The sequence below is a fragment of the Tenacibaculum retecalamus genome, from assembly GCF_027941755.1.
GTDB lineage: Bacteria > Bacteroidota > Bacteroidia > Flavobacteriales > Flavobacteriaceae > Polaribacter > Polaribacter haliotis_B.
The window spans coordinates 2160255-2180898 of the sequence record NZ_CP115916.1; the positions used below are offsets into that span (position 1 = coordinate 2160255).

13 protein-coding genes and 2 pseudogenes are annotated in these 20644 nt (G+C 32.5%); 1 reads left to right on the forward strand and 14 read right to left on the reverse strand.

Annotated elements, in window-relative coordinates:
* Positions 1-28 precede the first annotated feature (28 nt).
* From ccoG to PG912_RS10270, 11 genes and pseudogenes are all read right to left on the reverse strand, one after another.
* Positions 29-1450 carry a cytochrome c oxidase accessory protein CcoG gene (gene ccoG / locus PG912_RS10220; RefSeq protein WP_275687465.1) on the reverse strand — a complete coding sequence of 474 codons (1422 nt, stop codon included), beginning with the start codon at positions 1448-1450 and terminating at the stop codon, positions 29-31.
* Between the two features lie 58 nt (positions 1451-1508).
* Positions 1509-2135 carry a cbb3-type cytochrome c oxidase N-terminal domain-containing protein gene (locus PG912_RS10225; RefSeq protein WP_333780708.1) on the reverse strand — a complete coding sequence of 209 codons (627 nt, stop codon included), beginning with the start codon at positions 2133-2135 and terminating at the stop codon, positions 1509-1511.
* Between the two features lie 12 nt (positions 2136-2147).
* A complete protein-coding gene (locus PG912_RS10230) occupies positions 2148-2615 on the reverse strand; it encodes a hypothetical protein (protein ID WP_275687466.1) in 468 nt (155 codons plus the stop codon).
* A gap of 11 nt (positions 2616-2626) precedes the next feature.
* The gene (locus PG912_RS10235) at positions 2627-2794 is read right to left on the reverse strand and encodes a CcoQ/FixQ family Cbb3-type cytochrome c oxidase assembly chaperone (protein WP_260586739.1); all 168 of its coding nucleotides are present in this window, start codon (positions 2792-2794) and stop codon (positions 2627-2629) included.
* Positions 2795-2880: 86 nt separating this feature from the next.
* Positions 2881-5078: pseudogene (gene ccoN / locus PG912_RS10240) on the reverse strand (cytochrome-c oxidase, cbb3-type subunit I).
* 26 nt (positions 5079-5104) lie between these two features.
* Positions 5105-5275, reverse strand: a complete 171-nt coding sequence (gene ccoS / locus PG912_RS10245) for a cbb3-type cytochrome oxidase assembly protein CcoS (RefSeq protein ID WP_064965835.1) — start codon at positions 5273-5275, stop codon at positions 5105-5107.
* 116 nt (positions 5276-5391) lie between these two features.
* Entirely contained in the window at positions 5392-6753 is a 1362-nt protein-coding gene (gene hemN / locus PG912_RS10250; RefSeq protein ID WP_275687467.1) for an oxygen-independent coproporphyrinogen III oxidase, read from the reverse strand.
* A gap of 52 nt (positions 6754-6805) precedes the next feature.
* On the reverse strand, positions 6806-7504 hold the full coding sequence (gene deoD / locus PG912_RS10255; RefSeq protein WP_275687468.1) for a purine-nucleoside phosphorylase: 699 nt from the start codon (positions 7502-7504) through the stop codon (positions 6806-6808).
* 99 nt (positions 7505-7603) lie between these two features.
* Positions 7604-8269 carry a deoxyribose-phosphate aldolase gene (gene deoC / locus PG912_RS10260; protein WP_275687469.1) on the reverse strand — a complete coding sequence of 222 codons (666 nt, stop codon included), beginning with the start codon at positions 8267-8269 and terminating at the stop codon, positions 7604-7606.
* 2 nt (positions 8270-8271) lie between these two features.
* Positions 8272-8604 (reverse strand): cupin domain-containing protein, encoded by a 333-nt coding sequence (locus tag PG912_RS10265; protein WP_260586744.1) that lies wholly within the window; start codon positions 8602-8604, stop codon positions 8272-8274.
* 41 nt (positions 8605-8645) lie between these two features.
* Positions 8646-11018: a heavy metal translocating P-type ATPase gene (locus PG912_RS10270; protein WP_275687470.1), complete on the reverse strand. Its 2373-nt coding sequence runs from the start codon at positions 11016-11018 to the stop codon at positions 8646-8648.
* A gap of 103 nt (positions 11019-11121) precedes the next feature.
* Between PG912_RS10270 and PG912_RS10275 the strand changes: the two genes are divergently transcribed.
* Complete coding sequence (locus PG912_RS10275) at positions 11122-11808, forward strand: Crp/Fnr family transcriptional regulator (protein ID WP_275687471.1); 687 nt, start codon at positions 11122-11124, stop codon at positions 11806-11808.
* A gap of 50 nt (positions 11809-11858) precedes the next feature.
* On the opposite strand, the gene PG912_RS10280 is transcribed toward PG912_RS10275, so the two are convergent.
* The 3 genes and pseudogenes from PG912_RS10280 to rpoB form a co-directional block, all read right to left on the reverse strand.
* Positions 11859-12167 carry a DUF3467 domain-containing protein gene (locus PG912_RS10280; protein ID WP_218773112.1) on the reverse strand — a complete coding sequence of 103 codons (309 nt, stop codon included), beginning with the start codon at positions 12165-12167 and terminating at the stop codon, positions 11859-11861.
* Positions 12168-12221: 54 nt separating this feature from the next.
* Complete coding sequence (rpoC, locus tag PG912_RS10285; RefSeq protein ID WP_275687472.1) at positions 12222-16493, reverse strand: DNA-directed RNA polymerase subunit beta'; 4272 nt, start codon at positions 16491-16493, stop codon at positions 12222-12224.
* 108 nt (positions 16494-16601) lie between these two features.
* Positions 16602-20413: pseudogene (rpoB, locus tag PG912_RS10290) on the reverse strand (DNA-directed RNA polymerase subunit beta).
* Between the last annotated feature and the right edge of the window lie 231 nt (positions 20414-20644).

Genomic DNA, 20644 nt, shown 5'->3' on the forward strand with positions numbered 1-20644 from the left:
CTCAATTGCCCTCAACCAAACAAAATTATTATCTATAACTTCTTGATCCTAAAAAATTGGTTTTAGTAGTTTCTATTAATTCATCTCCACTATAAACACCTATTCTTAGAGTTACTTTTTCTCCTTTCATTTCTGATTGATGCATTTCTATAAACAAAGTTCCTTCTGCTAATCCTTGTTTCGGAACTTCAAAACTTTGATGTGTTACTGTTTCTATTTTTCCTCTATGAGATAATAACTTATAACTTACTTCGTTAATTTGTTTTGTTGTTTTATTAATGACTTTATAAGTATAAATGTTACTGATAACATCGTTTTCTTTATGTTGATATAATTGCCCTGGTAATCGTAATATTGTTGCTTCAACATCATTTCTTAAAAACAACATTCCTATTAAAACAGCTATTAAAATTCCTAAAACAGCAGTATACCCTTTCATTCTGGCCGTAAATTGAAAAGGTGTTTTCTTTTCAATATTTTCTTCACTTGCAAAACGAATTAATCCTTTTGGTAAACCAACGTTTTCCATCATATGATCACATTCATCAATACAGGCAGTACAATTTACACACTCTAATTGTGTTCCATTACGAATATCAATTCCAGTAGGACATACATTTACGCATTGAAAACAATCAATACAATCTCCTTTACCACTTGTTGCTCTATCTTCTTTTTTATTGAATTTAGCTCTTCCTTTTTCTCCTTCTCCACGTACGTGATCATAGGCAACGTTAATCGTTTTATTATCTAACAATACACCTTGTAACCTACCATAAGGGCAAGCTATAATACATACTTGTTCTCTAAACCAAGCAAAAACAAAATAGAAAACTCCTGTAAAAATCAACAAAGAAATTAAAGTACTTGTGTTATCTAACGGGTTGCCAGTTATGTACTCAATTACCGTATCGCCACCAATTAAATACGCTAAAAACACATTAGCTATTAAAAATGATATGATAAAAAAGAGAAACCATTTTAATAATCTCTTCTTTATTTTTTCGGCATTCCATGGTTGTTTTTCTAAACGGATTTGTTTTCCTCTATCACCATCAATCCAGTATTCAATTTTTCTGAAAACCATTTCTAAAAATATGGTTTGCGGACAAATCCATCCGCAGAAAATCCGACCGAAAACAACGGTAAATAGAATAATAAATACCACACCTACAATCATTGAAACTACTAATAAATGAAAATCTTGTGGCCAAAAAGGAAATCCGAAAATATTAAACTTTCGTTTTATTACATTAAATAATAAAAACTGATTTCCATTAATTTTAATAAATGGCGCTGCTAATAAAATCAGCAATAAAAAATAACTAACGTACGATCTATATTTATAAAATCTTCCGCTTGGTTTTTTAGGATATACCCAAGCACGCTTACCTTCATTATTGATGGTACCAATACTATCTCTAAATTGTTCGTTCTTGGGTGTTTCCATTTTTAACTATTAAAACCAAATCGTTTTTTTAAATTCTTTACGCTACACTATCTATCCTTTATTCGGCAACTTCTTTTACTGGTTCCGAATCGTCTTTATGTAACTCTCCTTGGGGCGCTTTTGGGTTTGCTGGTGTTGTACCTTGCATTGCCATAATATAACTTGCTACTTTTTGAATATCATTAGGTTTTAACGTTTTACCCCAAGCAACCATTCCTTTTCCATCTCTACCACCGTTTGTAATGGTTGTAAACACGTTTTTTATACCGCCACCTAAAAGCCAATATTTATCGGTTAAATTAGGTCCGATTCCTCCACCACCATCTCCAATATGACAAGCAGCACAGTTTAAATTATATACTGCTTTACCTCTTTTTAAATCACTTTCTGATGTTAAAACTGTTACTGTTTCAGCATCGATAATTGCTACTTTTGAAGTTGATTTATAGGCTGCTAATTCTCTTTTAGCAACTGCTACAGATTCGGCATATTCCATCTCTTGCGTATAACCATCTAACACCTCAAATCGTACTAAATATACTACTGCAAAGATTATTGTTCCGTAAAACATATATACCCACCATGGCGGTAAATTATTATCTAGCTCTTTAATTCCGTCATAATTATGATCTAAGATAATTTCTTGTTCTTCTTCTATTGCTTTGCTATCTGTCCATTTTTTTATTAACGTTCTGGCTCAAGCCAAATGATCAATCTCGTCAGGATTTATTCCTGCCTTAACCATAGCAACTTCCTCAATCTTTGTTACTCCTGTAATTGTAAGTATTTCCTTCGCTAAAATAACTAAGCCAAAAGCGATAAGACCTAACCAAACTATTGGGTTTTCTAAAAAATTATAAGGATTTGCATATAAACTGATTGCTTTTGCTAATGCAAATGGGGTTAAAAACGTAAACAAGAATGAAATAGCAGATTGAACTCTTGTGTAGTTTTTAGGCATTAACTCATTCGCTTTATTTACAACTGTATTCGATAAAACTTCTTTTAAAAGTACCACCAAACCAAAACCGATTGTGATATACCAAACTACCGAATTTTCTAAAAAATTAAAAGGTTCTTTATATGCCTTAAATGCCTCTGCTAAAACAAATGGCATTGAAAAAACAAAAAGAAAAGATACTATTGATTGAATATATTTTTTCATAATAATTTACTTTAATCATTTAAAGGTAATTCACTTACCTTACTTATATACTCCTTTTTGGCTGTAAATACCCACCAAAACAACACCATAAAAAAGGTAAAGAATATTGTTAATGAGATCATCGGGTATATTTCTATACCTGTAATGCTCTCCATATGATTTTTTACGAATTTTAACATAATTTCTAATTTTTACTCACTGAGTGAGTTTTTAATATTATAGTAATGTTCTTAATTATAGTTAAGAACATTACTAACTTATTAGACTATTGTCTACTCAATTGTTTTTGAACGTCTTTTACTTTTATATCTGTACCTAATCTTTGTAGGTAAGAAATTAAAGCGACAATCTCTCTGTCTTTCATTTCTATGAAATCTTGCCCATTATCAGCTGCATACTTTTTATCTGAAGCATAGTTTTTAGCAAAATCAGGATCTTGGTGTAAGTTTTCTTGAATTTTAGCTCCTTGTGCATCCATATTGGCTTGCGCATTTGCTATTTCTTCATCTGAATAAGGAACACCAAGAGAAACCATTGCTTTCATCTTTCCTTCTGTGTTACTCTTATCCAATTTATTTCTTACCAACCATTGATACGCTGGCATAATAGAACCTGGTGATGTACTTTGCGGATCATACATATGGTTTAAGTGCCAACTGTCAGAATATTTACTTCCGATTCTATGTAAATCTGGTCCTGTACGTTTACTTCCCCATAAAAATGGATGATCGTATACAAATTCACCCGCTTTAGAGTATTCTCCATATCGCTCTACTTCACTTCTAAAAGGGCGTACCATTTGAGAGTGACACCCAACACATCCTTCACGAATATAAATATCACGTCCTTCTAATTCTAAAGGTGAATATGGTTTTACACTAGATATTGTTGGTATGTTTGATTTTACTAATAATGTTGGTACAATCTGAACAACACCTCCTATTAAAATTGCAACTGTTGCGTATATTGTTAATTTAATTGGCTTTCTTTCTAACCAAGTATGCCATCCTTCACCTTTTGTTCTGTTTTTAGAAACTTTTGTTAAAGGTGCTGCTTCTGCTAAATCATCAGTAACATCGCTACCTGCTTTTACAGTTCTTATCATATTGTATAACATTACAAATGCTCCAACAATAAATAAACTACCTCCAATAGCACGCATCCAATACATTGGTATAATTTCAGCTACTGTTTCTAAAAAGTTACCATAGGCTAATGTACCATCTGGATTAAATTGTTTCCACATAGAAGCTTGTACAAAACCTGCCACATACATTGGTAATGTATACATAATGATTCCTAAAGTACCAATCCAAAAATGGAAGTTTGCTAAGGCTGTAGAGTATAATTTTGTTTTAAATAATTTCGGTACCATCCAGTAAATCATTCCGAAGGTAAAGAAACCGTTCCATGCTAAAGCACCTACATGCACGTGTGCAATAATCCAATCACTAAAGTGTGCAATTGCATTTACATTTTTTAAAGATAGCATTGGCCTTCAAAAGTTGCCATACCATAACCGGTAATTGCCACTACGAAGAATTTTAAAACAGGGTCGGTACGTACTTTATCCCAAGCTCCACGAAGTGTTAACAATCCGTTTATCATTCCACCCCAAGAAGGTGCTAGTAGCATAATTGAAAATGCAACCCCTAAATTTTGTGCCCAAGTTGGTAAAGCGGTATATAATAAATGGTGAGGTCCTGCCCAGATATAAATAAATATTAAAGACCAAAAGTGTACGATTGATAATCGATATGAATATACCGGCCTGTTTGCTGCTTTCGGTACGAAGTAATACATCAACCCTAAAAACGGTGTTGTTAAGAAAAATGCCACCGCGTTATGCCCGTACCACCATTGCACCAAGGCATCTTGCACACCTGCGTACACTGAATAACTTTTTAAGAAACTAACAGGTAACGCTAAACTATTAAAGATATGTAATACTGCAACGGTTACAAAGGTTCCTAAATAAAACCAAATGGCTACATATAAATGGCGTTGTCTTCTTTGTAAGATTGTCCAAATCATGTTTGCTCCAAAAGCAACCCAAACTAATGCGATTGCAATATCTATAGGCCACTCTAACTCTGCATATTCTTTAGAACTTGTATAACCTAAAGGAAGCGTTATGGCAGCTGCAACAATAATTAATTGCCATCCCCAGAAATTAAAATTACTTAAAAAATCACTCGCCATACGTGCTTTTAGCAATCGTTGTAACGAATAATAAACTCCTGCGTAAATCGCATTTCCTACAAATGCAAAAATTACCGCATTGGTGTGTAACGGACGTAAACGACCAAAACTTAACCACGAAATTCCGTCTGTAATATTTGGGAATAAAAACATTAGTGCCAATAATAAACCTACTGAGAAACCTACAATTCCCCATAGTAGTGTGGCGTAAATGAATTTTTTTACGATCTTATTATCGTAATAAAATTGTTGCATTTCCATAATTTAATTGAATTTGATATCTATTGTTAGTTATTGATTTTTGTTTCTTCTTTTACTAATTCGTCATCAAAAAGCATACGAACAGATGGCGTGTACGAATCATCGTACTGTCCATTTTTTACAGAAACAATAAATGCAATAAAAAAAATAATTGCCACTAAGATGCTTAGTGTAAGTAGTAAGTAAATAACGCTCATATCTTGCCTGATAATTGTTTTACAAATTTAGTTTTGATGACCTTATTAAAACATGACAAATGTCATGTTTTATGGTTTTGTTAAGAAAAACTTAAAGTTAATCATTTTATTTATACTTAAATCGTCATAGAAAACAGTTTTGTTTCTGGTTTGTTTCTATGTAACCGCTTATCAAATGCCATGCAAATATTCCGCACATAAGGCCTTGCTTTTTCTGGAACTGACAAGCTATTTCCTTCAATAGAAACTAATCCATCTTCTTCCATTTCTTTTAATTTTTCTAAATGATTTTCAATTGCATCCATCTGTAAATGCTCAGCATCCCACGAAGTGGAAAAATGACACATAATATTTAAAATATGTTTACGGATAACTAAATCTTCTTCGGATAAAATATGTCCTCTAAAAACAGGAATTTCTCCTTCATTAACTATTTTTTGATATTCTTTTACTGTTTTTACATTCTGTGCAAATCCGTACCAAGAATCTGATATTGCCGACATTCCTAAGCCAATCATTAATTGTGTTTTATTGGCTGTGTAACCCATAAAATTACGGTGCAATGTTTTTTCTTGAGTTGCTTTATATAAAGAATCTGTTTTTAAAGCAAAATGATCCATTCCAATTTCTACGTAACCCATTTCAGCAAATAGCTCTTTTCCTATTTCGTACAATTCACGCTTCTCTTCATTTTTTGGTAAATCTTGTTCGTTAAACCCTCTTTGTCCAACACCTTTTACCCAAGGTACATGCGCATAACTATAAAAAGAAATTCTATCGGGTTGTAATTCTTTTGTTTTATTAATGGTATGAATTACATTCTCTTTGGTTTGAAATGGTAAGCCGAAAATTAAATCGTGACTAATAGATGTATACCCTATTTCTCTTGCCCAACGTGTTGCTCTTTCAACATTTTCAAAAGGCTGCACTCTATGAATTGCTACTTGTACTTTTTCATTATAATCTTGTACACCATAACTTACACGAGTAAAGCCAACATCAAACAAAGTTTGCAATTGTTCTTTTGTAGTATTATTTGGATGCCCTTCGAAACTAAACTCATGATTTTCGTGTTTTTTTGCGTTTACAAATAACCCGTCGATAAGTTTTTTTAACTGTTCTTTTGAAAAAAAAGTAGGTGTTCCACCTCCTAAATGAATTTCTTTTATAATAGGTGTTTCATCTACTAAATCAGTATATAAATTCCATTCTTTTAAAACAGTGTCTATATAATCTTCTTCCACTTCATGACGTTTTGTAATGTGTTTATGACAGGCACAAAATGTGCATAAACTTTCGCAAAACGGTAAATGTATGTATACGCTAATTCCTTCTGATGAATTACTTTCTATAAAAGATTTTTTGAATGTTTCAATCCATTTCTCTTTAGAAAAAGTATCGTTATCCCAATACGGAACCGTTGGATAACTGGTGTATCTTGATCCTGGAATATTATATTTTTGTATTAGTGAATTCATATCCTCTATATAATTTTATTTCATTCTTCAATAAAATCACTTAAACTGGTTACTATGCCAACTCTAAAGCGATTTCAATCATTTCTTTAAATGTATGTTCTCTTTCATCTGCAGTAGTTCTTTCTCCTGTAACCAAACTATCAGAAATTGTTAAAATAGAAAGTGCATTTACTTTATGTTTCGCTGCAACGGTATACAACCCATTTGTTTCCATTTCTACACATAATACCCCGTATGCTGCCCACTTTTTATAGCTTTCAAATTCATCAGCATAAAATTCATCAGAACTTAAAATGTTTCCTGCTTTTAACGGAATATTTTTCTGCTTTGCGATTTCTAATGCCTTTTGAAATAATTCAAAACTTACTGTTGGTGCATAATCTGCTCCGTTAAAACGGATGGTATTTAATCCTGAATTTGTAGATGCCGACATTGCAATAACAATGTCGCGAATCTTCACTTCTTTTTGATACGAGCCTGCGGAGCCAACACGTATTAAATTTTTAACCCCATACTCATTTATCAATTCGTGTGTATAGATTAAGGTAGAGGGAATTCCCATTCCTGTTCCTTGTACCGAAACTCGCTTTCCTTTATAGTTACCTGTAAAACCTAACATACCGCGAACATCATTATAACAAACAGGTTTTTCGAAAAATGTTTCTGCAATCCATTTTGCTCTTAACGGGTCTCCTGGTAATAAAACTGTCTCTGCAATTTCTCCTTTTTTTGCACCTATATGTACACTCATCTGATTATATTTTTATCCTCCATTCCGAATTTATTTTGGAATATCATTATTCAAAAAATGTATGATTTAAACCTAAAACAAGTTAAAGTTGATGAATTATTAATAACTATTATTGGTTGAAATTCCTTTTGTAACTAAAGACACTCCCGATGATGTTCCTAAACGAGTTACGCCTATATTAATATACTTCTCAGCGGTTTCTTTATCTTTTATTCCGCCAGCAGCCTTTATTTGCACTTTATCATTCACAACAGCTTTCATTAATTGAACATCTTCGAAAGTTGCTCCGCTTGTACCAAACCCAGTAGCTGTTTTTATAAAATCGGCACCAGCATTAACCGCTAATTGTGAAACCTCTTTAATTTGTTCTTTTGATAAATAACAATTCTCAAAAATCACTTTTAAAACATTTTCACCAATCGCTTCTTTTATCAATCTAATCTCATTTTCTACATACACAATTTCGCCATCTAGTAATTTACCTATATTAATAACCATATCTATTTCTGATGCTCCGTTATTAACACATTGCTTAGCTTCAAAAACTTTGGTTTCAGTCGTCATTGCCCCTAGCGGAAAGCCGATTACAGCCGCAATTTTTACTTCCGAATTATGCAATTCTTTTTTTACCAGTTCAACATAACATCCGTTTACACAAACCGCATAAAAATTATGCTCTTTGGCTTCGGCACACAGCTTTACAATTTCGTTTTTAGTTGCAGTAGCTTTTAATAACGTATGGTCTATATATTTATTAAGTTTCATACTTATACGTTTTTTACTCTCTTTAAAGTGTCTGATTTCGATAATGTTAATCGCACAATACTTTCTTCTACAGCCGTAAGATTGTGAACTATTTGTGGTTTTAATGAAATTAAATCACCCACATTTAATTGTTTTACTTCGTTATCTACTCCAAAATCGATACATCCTTTTAGTACCTGAACAATAATTGCAAACGGAGCTTGATGGTCTTCCATCACCTGGCCTTTATTAAATACCACTCGTATTTCTTTCGAAAAATCGGTATCTAACAATAATGATACTGCTGGTTTATTCTCATTAAACTTAATATCTTCTAAAAATGAGGCTATCTTCATATGTTCTTTTATTTAAATGCCCAATATGGACTTCATAATTTTTATTTTATTTTCCTTCCTAATAAATTTGTTGCAACTGTGGTAAACACAACAATACTAATAGAACTTAAAGGCATTAAAATTGCCGCTATTACTGGTTTTAACTGACCTGTTGTTGCAAAATATAGCCCAATTAAATTATAACATAAAGACAGTATAAAACTATATTTAATTATTTTGATTGCTTTTTTTGAAGCTTTAATATAACTCGCTATTTGATTGAATTTAGAAGCGTCTAAAATAGCATCGCAAGCTGGTGAAAACACATTGATATTTTCTGATAATGAAATACCAACATTACTCTGCGCCAATGCTCCTGCATCATTTAAACCATCACCAATCATAATTACATTTGCTCCTTTATTTTGTAATTTTTCTACATAATGCAATTTATCTTCTGGCTTTTGATTGAATAAAAACGAAGTGTTTTTTGGTAACAACGTTTCTAAATATTTCTTTTCTCCTTCATTATCACCAGAAACAACCGCTAAATTATAGTTGGAATTTAATTCAGAAAACAAGTTTTCTACTCCGTTTCGGTAAGCATTTTTAAATACATACTTTCCTTTGTATTTATCGTTAATACTTACATGTACCGAAGTATCTAAATTAACTTGTTCGCTTGCATTTTTAACAAAAAATGATGACCCTACTTTTATTTTTGTTTGCTCATGTATAGCTTCAATACCTTTTCCTGTGTGTTCTTTAAAATCGTCAACTAAAACCATTTCTTCATTTAAAGAGCCATATAACATTCTGCTTAACGGATGGTTTGACGCTCGCAACGTGCTTTTTAATATTGCTTTTTCTTCGGATGACAACTCACAACCTTTATAATTAATTTGATTTTCTTTACTCGTTGTTAACGTTCCTGTTTTATCAAAAATTACCGTATCAATTGCTGCTAATTGTTCAACAACCGTGGCATTTTTTAAATAAAATTTTTTCTTTCCTAAAATACGTAACATGTTTCCTAAAGTAAACGGCGCAGCTAACGCAATAGCACACGGACACGCAATAATTAATACCGCTGTAAATACATTTAAGGCTTTACTTGCATCAACATACAACCAAAATGCAGTAGCAATAAAAGCGATTAATAATATTGTAATTGTAAAATGCTGACTAATACGATCTGTTAATGTTTTAAAAGACGAATTTTTATCTTTTTTAAACACATCATTACTCCATAATTGAGTTAAATAACTTTGTGAAACCGATGTTAAAACTTCTATTTCTATAATTCCGGATAATTGCTTTCCCCCCGCAAATAATTTATCACCTGATTTTTTTGATACTGGAATTGCTTCTCCTGTAACAAAACTATAATCAATTTTAGCAGCACCTTTTATTAAAATTCCGTCTACTGGAATTAATTCTTGATTTCTAATTAGCAGTCGATTTCCTTTTTCAACATCATATATTTGTACATTTTCTTCTTTTCCTTCGGATGAAATTCTTGTTACAGCAATCGGAAAATACGATTTATAATCACGTTCGAAAGACAGGAAATTGTAAGTTTTTTGCTGAAAAAACTTACCTAACAGTAAAAAGAAAACCAATCCTGTTAAAGAATCAAAGAAACCTGTTCCTAAATCAAAAATAATTTCTGCCGAACTTCTGATAAATAAAACAGCGACACCTAAGGCAATCGGAACATCAATATTTAAAATTTTAGAACGCAATCCTTTATAAGCTGAAATAAAATAATCCTGCGCAGCATAAAAAACTACAGGCAATGAGAATATAAACATTAACCAACGGAAGATTCCTTTATAATGCTCTAACCAAAAACCGGATACTTCAAAATATTCTGGAAACGATAAAAACATTACATTTCCGAAAGAAAATCCAGCGATGCCTAATTTATAAATCAAGCTTCTGTCTACTTTCTTTTTTCCTACTTCGTAATCCTCTAGACTAATATAAGGTTCGTAACCGATTGTACTTAATAGTACTACAATTTCTTTTAATGAAATAACATCCGAATTGTACGTAATCCGTACTGTCTTTTTAGGAAAATCAACTTGCGAAGCACTAACATTTCTTTGTAGTTTATGTAAATTTTCTAATACCCAAATACACGAACTACAATGTATATGTGGAATATATAAATTTACAACATGTATGTTACCGTCATTAAACTCTAACAGTTTATCAACAATAGCTATGTTGTCAAGAAAATCGTATTTCCCCTTAATTTCTTCAGGAATAGCTCCTGGATTGTTTTGAAAATCATAATAACATGTTAAATCGTTTTCTGAAAAAATTTCAAAAACCGTTTTACATCCATTGCAACAAAAAAACTTCTCCTTTACAGAGATGGTTTTAGTATCGCATTCGTTACCACAATGAAAACATATTGTGTTTTCCATATTTACTCTTTTGCCTGTTACAAAGATCATATATCAACCCTTATAAAAATATGATATTTATCAGCTTTTCGCTATCTTTGAATCTCCTTAACAGACTACCACCATGAGCAAATGTGAACAATGTATCATTCGTCAATTTAATTCTTTAAAATCACTTACAAAAGATGAATTGGTTAGGATTGCTGGTTGTAAAACATCTAAAACAATAAAAAAAGGAACCGTTTTATTTGAAGAAGGCGAACATATAAATGGTATTTTTTGTATTAAAGATGGTGTTTGTAAGGTTTCGAAAATGAGTGACAATGGTAGAGATCAGATTGTAAATTTGGTAAGAAAAGGAGATTTATTAGGAGAACGTAGCTTAATAAACGACGAAAGTTCTAACTTAAAAGCCATTGCTGTAAATGATATGGAAATTTGTTTTATTCCAAAAGAAGAAATTGTGAGGGATTTAGAAGATAATCCGAAGTTTACCATGGATATTCTTAAAAACATGGCTTCATCTCTTAAAACTGCTGATAATTTTATTGTTGATATGGCTCAGAAAACTGTTAAACAACGTTTAGCAGCAACTTTATTAAGCCTTGAAAACAAGTTTGCTAAAAATGAAAATGGCGCTTTAGATATACTTTTATCTCGTGAAGATATCGCTAATATTATAGGTACAGCTACCGAATCGGCTATTCGCTTACTTTCTGAATTTAAAAAGAAAAAATTAATTGACTTAAAAGGTAAAGAGGTTTTTATTCTTGACTCTCAAGCTTTAAAAGATATTTCTACAGGTTTTTAAATTTCGATTTAGAGCAAAAAAAAAACGTCTAATAATAGACGTTTTAAATTTTAAGCTTCACCTGTTGTTCCTCCAAAATTCATCGGAATTGGTACTTGCTCATAATCTTTTATTTCACCGTGTGCTTGTTCAAATTTTCGAACATTTTCAGCCAAAGCCTTTGTTAATCTTTTAGCGTGTTGTGGTGTTAAAATAATTCTAGATTTTACTTTTGCCTTAGGCACCCCTGGCATTATATTTATAAAATCTACTATAAATTCAGATACTGAATGATTAATAATTGCTAGGTTACTATACGTTCCTTCAGCAACATCCTGATCTAACTCAATATTTAATTGTGGATCTTTATTTTCTTCCATAATAAAAATTAAAAAAAAAGCCTCTAAAAATTTAGAGGCCTTTTACATTAGAAATTATAAACTTTTTTCCATTTCATCTCTAGGTCCTACGATTTGGTTATCGTAAGATCTCATTCCTGTTCCTGCTGGTATACGTTTACCAACAATTACATTTTCTTTTAATCCTTCTAAGGTATCAATTTTACCGTTTACAGCGGCTTCATTTAATACTTTAGTTGTTTCCTGGAATGACGCTGCTGATATAAATGATTTCGTTTGTAACGAAGCTCTAGTAATACCTTGTAATACTTGTTCAGCTGTTGCTGGTTTCGCATCACGAGCTGCTACTAAGTTTTTATCTGCTCTACGTAAAATTGAATTTTCATCTCTTAATTGACGAGCTGAAACCATTTGACCTGGTTGTAAATTCTCAGAATCCCCAGCATCTTCAACAACTTTCATTCCATAGATAGCATCGTTATCTGTGATAAAGTCATTTTTATGAATTAATTGGTTCTCTAAGAATAAAGTATCTCCAGAGTCAATAATTCTAACTTTACGCATCATTTGACGTACTACTACTTCGAAATGCTTGTCATTAATTTTTACACCCTGTAAACGATATACTTCTTGAATTTCGTTTACTAAGTATTCTTGTACTGCAGAAGGTCCTTTAATGTTTAAGATATCTATCGGAGTTGTTGCTCCGTCAGATAACGGCATACCTGCTTTAATGAAATCGTTTTCTTGAACTAAAATCTGATTAGATAATTTTACTAAGTACTTAGTAATATCACCTGTTTTAGATTCAATAATAATTTCACGATTACCACGCTTAATTTTACCGAAAGATACTACTCCATCAATCTGAGCTATTACTGCTGGGTTAGATGGGTTACGTGCTTCAAATAATTCTGTTACACGTGGTAAACCTCCTGTAATATCCCCTGCTTTACCAGACTTACGTGGAATCTTAACTAAAGTATGACCTGTTGCTACTTTATCACCATCACTAACCATTAAGTGAGCTCCTACTGGTAAACTATACGAACGTAAAGCATTACCATCAGCATCTTCAATAATTAATGAAGCAATGATTTTCTTGTTTTTAGAATCGATCATTACCTTTTCTTGGAAACCTGTTTGTTCATCAATTTCAACAGAGTAATTAATACCTTGTTCTAAATTGTCAAACTTAACTTTACCTCCAAATTCTGATACGATAACTCCGTTAAATGGATCCCATTGACAAACAGCATCTCCTTTTTTGATGGTTTTCATATCTTTATTAAAGATAATCGATCCATAAGGGATAATATTTGTACTTAATACGATATCAGTCTTTTTATCAATAATTTTGATTTCCGCTGTACGTGAAATAACGATTTCAATTTCTTTACCGTCGTTATCTTTACCATTTACAGTACGTAAATCTTCAATTTTAACTTTACCATCGAATTTTGCAATTAACTTATTCTCTTCAGAAATATTACCTGCAACCCCACCAACGTGGAATGTACGTAATGTTAACTGTGTACCAGGTTCTCCAATAGATTGTGCTGCAATTACACCAACTGCTTCACCTCTTTGAACTTTTTTACCTGTTGATAAAGATTGTCCATAACATTTTTCACAAATACCTCTTTGAGATTCACATGTTAATGCTGAACGAACTTCTACTTTATCAATTCCACTAGCTTGAATTTTATCAGCTAATGTAAATGTAATTAATTCTCCTGATGCTACTAAAAGATCATCTGAATTAGGAACGTATACATTATGTAATGCTGTACGACCTGTAATTCTATCACTTAAAGATTCTACAATTTCATCATTTTTCTTTAATGGAGCTACTTCTAGTCCTCTTAAAGTACCACAATCAACTTCATTTACAATTACATCTTGAGATACATCTACTAAACGACGAGTTAAGTAACCTGCATCGGCAGTTTTTAATGCAGTATCGGCTAATCCTTTACGTGCACCGTGTGTTGATATAAAGTATTCAAGAATTGATAATCCTTCCTTAAAGTTAGAAAGAATTGGATTCTCAATAATTTCTCCACCACCAGCTGTCGATTTTTTAGGCTTTGCCATTAATCCACGCATACCAGTTAACTGACGAATTTGCTCTTTAGATCCACGTGCTCCAGAGTCTAACATCATAAATACTGAGTTAAATCCTTGTTGGTCTTCACGTAAACGCTTCATAGATAATTCTGTTAATTGATTATTGGTTCTTCCCCAAATATCAATTACCTGATTATAACGCTCTTTTTGCGTTAACATACCCATGTTATAGTTTCCTACAATTGCATCTACTTCTTTATTAGCTTCAGCAATCATTGTATGCTTTTCTGGTGGGATAATAATATCCCCTAATGAGAATGATAAACCACCTTCAAAGGCATATTTATATCCCATGTTTTTAATTTCATCTAAGAAATCTCCTACTGCTGGAATGTTTGTAACTTTTAAAATATCACCAATAATTCCTCTTAATGATTTTTTAGTTAAAACCTCATTAATATATCCTGCAGCTTTCGGTACTTTTTCGTTAAATAAAACTCTACCAACCGTAGTTGCTATAACTTTAATAACATCTTGCCCGTCTTCTACATCGTGCGTACGAACTTTAATACCTGCATTTAAATCTACTTTTTCTTCATTTAAAGCAATAATTACCTCTTCTGGAGAATAAAAAGTTAATCCTTCACCTTTAATAGGCACTTCAGGAGTAGATTTTCTTTCTTTAGTCATATAATAAAGACCCAATACCATATCCTGAGACGGTACCGTAATAGGTGCTCCGTTTGCAGGGTTTAAAATACTGTGAGATGCTAACATTAAAAGTTGTGCTTCTAAAATAGCTTCTGGTCCTAATGGCAAGTGAACAGCCATCTGATCCCCATCAAAATCGGCATTAAAGGCTGTACACACTAATGGGTGTAAACGAATTGCTTTACCTTCAATTAATTTTGGTTGGAATGCTTGTATACCAAGTCTGTGTAACGTAGGTGCACGGTTTAATAAAACTGGATGCCCTTTAATTACATTTTCTAAAATATCCCAAACAACTGGTTCTTTTCTATCTATAATTTTCTTTGCAGATTTTACAGTTTTTACAATACCTCTTTCGATTAACTTACGAATAACGAAAGGCTTGTATAATTCTGCTGCCATATCTTTTGGCAATCCACATTCGAATAATTTTAATTCTGGTTCAACAACAATTACCGAACGTGCAGAATAATCAACACGCTTACCTAATAAGTTTTGACGGAAACGACCTTGTTTACCTTTTAAACTATCAGATAACGATTTTAATGGTCTGTTAGATTCAGTTTTTACTGCAGATGATTTACGAGTGTTATCAAACAATGAATCTACTGATTCTTGTAACATACGTTTTTCATTACGTAAAATAACTTCTGGTGCTTTAATTTCCATTAATCGCTTTAAACGATTGTTACGGATAATTACACGACGGTATAAATCATTTAAATCTGAAGTAGCAAAACGACCACCATCTAATGGCACTAATGGACGTAATTCTGGCGGTATAACTGGTACTGCCTTCATGATCATCCACTCTGGATTGTTTTCTCTATTTTTTTGAGAATCTCTAAAAGCTTCAACAACATTTAAACGCTTTAAAGCTTCGTTTTTACGTTGCTTAGACGTTTCAGTATTTGCTTTGTGACGTAATTCAAATGATAACGATTCTAAATCGATTCTTTCTAATAAATCGATTAAACACTCTGCTCCCATTTTAGCGATAAACTTCGTAGGATCAGTATCATCTAAATACATATTCTCTTGTGGAAGTGTATCTAAAATATCTAAATACTCTTCTTCTGTTAAGAAGTCCATTTTTTGCAATGGCTCTCCGTCAACAGTTTTAGCGTCACCTGGCTGAATTACTACATAACGTTCGTAGTAAATAATCATGTCTAACTTTTTAGATGGTAACCCTAAAAGGTATCCCATTTTGTTAGGTAATGATCTAAAATACCAAATGTGTGCTACAGGTACCACTAAATTAATGTGCCCTACTCTATCTCTACGTACTTTTTTCTCAGTAACTTCAACTCCACATCGGTCACAAATGATTCCTTTATAACGGATTCTTTTGTATTTACCACATGCACACTCATAATCCTTTACAGGACCAAAGATTCGCTCACAAAACAAACCATCTCTTTCTGGTTTATGTGTACGGTAGTTAATAGTTTCTGGTTTTAAAACCTCTCCTCTTGATGCCTCTAAAATAGACTCTGGTGATGCTAAACCAATTGAAATTTTGTTAAACTTTTTAACAGTGTATTTTTCGTTCTTTCTTGCCATAATAAGTAATGGATTCGAATTAAAAATTTGTCTCTTAATGAGACGTATATTTAAAATGATTTATTAGTAGGCAATTACAAAAATTACCTACTAATATTTCACTGTTTGTTATTCCTCTAATTTAACGTCTAACCCTAAACCTTTCAGTTCGTGCATTAATACATTAAAAGATTCTGGTAAACCTGGTTCTGGCATAGTTTCACCTTTTACGATAGCCTCGTAAGTTTTGGCTCTACCTAATACATCATCAGATTTCACTGTTAAGATTTCTCGTAAGATACTTGATGCACCATATGCTTCAAGTGCCCAAACTTCCATCTCTCCAAAACGCTGTCCACCAAACTGAGCTTTACCTCCTAATGGTTGTTGTGTAATTAATGAATAAGGTCCGATAGAACGCGCATGCATCTTATCTTCAATCATGTGACCTAACTTAATCATATAAATTATACCTACCGTTGCTGGTTGATCGAAACGTTTTCCTGTACCTCCATCATATAAATATGTATGTCCGTAACGTGGAATTTTAGCTTCGTCTGTTAAGGCGTTAATTTGGTCGATGTTTGCTCCATCAAAAATTGGTGTTGCATACTTCTGATCTAATTTTTGACCTGCCCATCCAAGAACAGTTTCATAAATCTGACCAATATTCATACGAGATGGTACTCCTAATGGGTTTAATACGATATCTACTGGTGTTCCGTCTTCTAAGAAAGGCATGTCTTCTGCTCTTACAATACGAGCAACAATACCTTTGTTTCCGTGACGTCCCGCCATCTTATCTCCTACTTTTAATTTACGTTTTTTAGCAACATAAATTTTTGCAAGTTTTAAGATTCCTGCTGGCAATTCATCTCCTACAGAAATTGTAAATTTCTCACGACGTAAAGCACCTTGTAAATCGTTAACTTTAATTTTATAATTGTGAACTAATTCAACAACTAATCTATTTAAGTCTTTATCCGTAGTCCAAGTTCCATGTAAGTGTGTAAAATCACCTACAGAATTTAACATTTTTTGAGTGAATTTTTTACCTTTTGGTAATACTTCTTCACCTAAATCGTTAAATACACCTTGAGAAGTTTTTCCAGTAATTAAATTGAATAATTTTTCAATTAATACATCTTTTAAATCTTCAAACTTATGTACATAAGATGCTTCTAAAGTTGCAATTGCTTCTTTATCACGAGCACGTTTTGTTTTATCTTTTACAGCACGTTTGAATAATTTCTTATTAATTACTACCCCTCTTAATGATGGTGAAGCTTTTAATGATGCATCTTTTACATCACCTGCTTTATCACCAAAGATAGCTCTTAATAATTTTTCTTCAGGAGTTGGATCAGATTCTCCTTTTGGTGTAATTTTACCTATTAAGATATCACCAGGATTTACCTCTGCTCCAATACGAATCATTCCGTTTTCATCTAAGTCTTTTGTAGCCTCTTCAGAAACGTTAGGAATATCGTTTGTTAATTCTTCGGCTCCTAATTTTGTATCACGAACATCTAAAGAATATTCATCAATATGTATAGAAGTAAAGATATCTTCACGAACAACTTTTTCAGAAATTACAATCGCATCCTCAAAGTTATACCCTTTCCAAGGCATAAAGGCTACTTTCATATTTCTACCTAAAGCTAATTCTCCTTTTTGTGTTGCATAACCTTCACAAAGTACTTGACCTTCTTCAACTCTATCACCAACTTTTACAATTGGTTTAAGGTTGATGTTTGTACCTTGATTCGTTTTTCTAAACTTAATTAAGTTATATGAAATATCATCAGATTCGAAGCTTACTAAACGCTCTTCATCTGTTCTATCATACTTAATTTTTATCTTGTTTGCATCAACATACTCAACAACTCCAGCACCTTCAGCATTGATTAAGATACGAGAATCTTTTGCGACTCTACGTTCTAAACCTGTACCTACAATTGGTGATTCTGGACGTAATAATGGAACTGCTTGACGCATCATGTTCGATCCCATTAATGCACGGTTGGCATCATCATGCTCTAAGAAAGGAATTAACGATGCAGAAATAGATGCTATCTGGTTAGGAGCAACATCCATATAATCAATTTCAGTTGGTGTTACTACAGGGAAATCTCCCCCTTCACGTGAAATTAATTTATCTCCAACGAAATCTCCATCTGCATTAATCTCTAAATTAGATTGTGCAAATTTCATTCCTTCTTCTTCTTCAGCACTTAAATATATATGCTCTTGATCTAATTCGATGTTTCCTTCAATTACCTTTTTATAAGGAGTTTCAATGAAACCTAAATTATTAACTTTTGCAAATACAGCTAAAGATGAAATTAATCCAATATTCGGCCTTCTGGCGTTTCAATCGGACATAAACGACCGTAATGTGTATAGTGAACATCACGAACCTCAAAACCTGCTCTTTCTCTAGATAAACCTCCAGGTCCTAGTGCAGATAAACGACGTTTGTGCGTAATCTCTGCTAATGGATTGGTTTGATCCATAAATTGAGATAACTGGTTAGTACCAAAAAACGAATTAATTACTGAAGATAAGGTCTTCGCATTAATTAAATCAATCGGAGTAAATACTTCGTTATCACGTACATTCATTCTTTCACGAATAGTACGAGCCATACGAGCTAAACCTACACCAAACTGACCTGCTAATTGTTCACCAACAGTTCTTACACGACGGTTAGATAAGTGATCGATATCATCTACTTCTGCTTTTGAGTTAATTAACTCAATTAAGTATTTGATAATCGTAATAATATCATTCTTTGTTAATACCTTCTGATCAATCGGTTCGTTTAACTGTAATTTGGTGTTCATTCTAAAACGACCAACTTCACCTAAACTATAACGTTGCTCAGAGAAGAATAATTTTTCAATAATTCCTCTTGCTGTCTCCTCATCTGGCGGCTCAGCATTACGTAATTGTCTATAAACATGCTCTACTGCTTCTTTTTCAGAATTGGTAGGATCTTTTTGTAATGTATTGTGAATGATTGCATAATCTGCCATGTCATTATCTACCTTATGTAATAAGATAGTTTTTGCTCCTGCATCGATTATTTCATCAATATGTTCTTTTTCTATGATGGTATCACGGTCAAAAACTATTTCGTTACGTTCAATAGATACAACTTCTCCTGTATCCTCATCTACGAAATCTTCATGCCAAGTTTTTAAAACTCTGGCTGCTAGTTTACGCCCTAATACTTTCTTTAATCCTGCTTTAGAAACTTTTACTTCTTCGGCTAAATCAAAGATTTCCAATATATCTTTATCTCTTTCAAAACCGATGGCTCTGAATAACGTAGTTACTGGTAATTTTTTCTTTCTATCAATATAAGCGTACATTACTTGATTGATATCAGTTGCAAATTCTATCCAAGATCCTTTAAAAGGAATAACTCTTGCAGAGTATAACTTGGTTCCGTTTGCGTGGAAAGATTGTCCAAAGAAAACACCAGGTGAACGGTGTAACTGAGAAACCACAACTCTTTCTGCACCATTAATAATAAAGGTACCAGAATTAGTCATGTAAGGAATTGTACCTAAATACACATCTTGAACAATTGTTTCAAAATCTTCGTGTTCAGGATCTGTACAGTAAAGCTTTAATCTAGCTTTTAAAGGTACACTATGTGTTAATCCTCTTTCTATACATTCTTGAATGCTATATCTTGGTGGATCTACAAAGTAGTCTAAAAATTCTAATACAAATTGATTACGTGTATCTGTAATCGGAAAGTTATCCATGAAGGTTTTATACAAACCTTCTTCACCACGCTCATCAGCTTTAGTTTGCAATTGGAAAAAGTCTTGGAATGACTTTACCTGGATATCCAGAAAATCTGGATAATCGGTACCTAATTGCGATGATGCGAAGTTAATTCTTTCAGTAGTGTTTATCGTTGCCAAAAGAGATGCTATTTTTAAATTAAAAATATTATTTTTTGAAACTTTCTCGTTTCAATAATGCAATTTTAATTGCTTTGCCGACTTAAAATCAGCGCTTTATAGTCGTATTATTACCGTTTTAAAACTGTAATAAAATAAATAACGAATATATACACAAAATGGTTTAGGACTAGAAACGCATGTTCCTAGTACCTAAACCTTAATTGTTTTATCCCGTTTTAAATCGGGAGT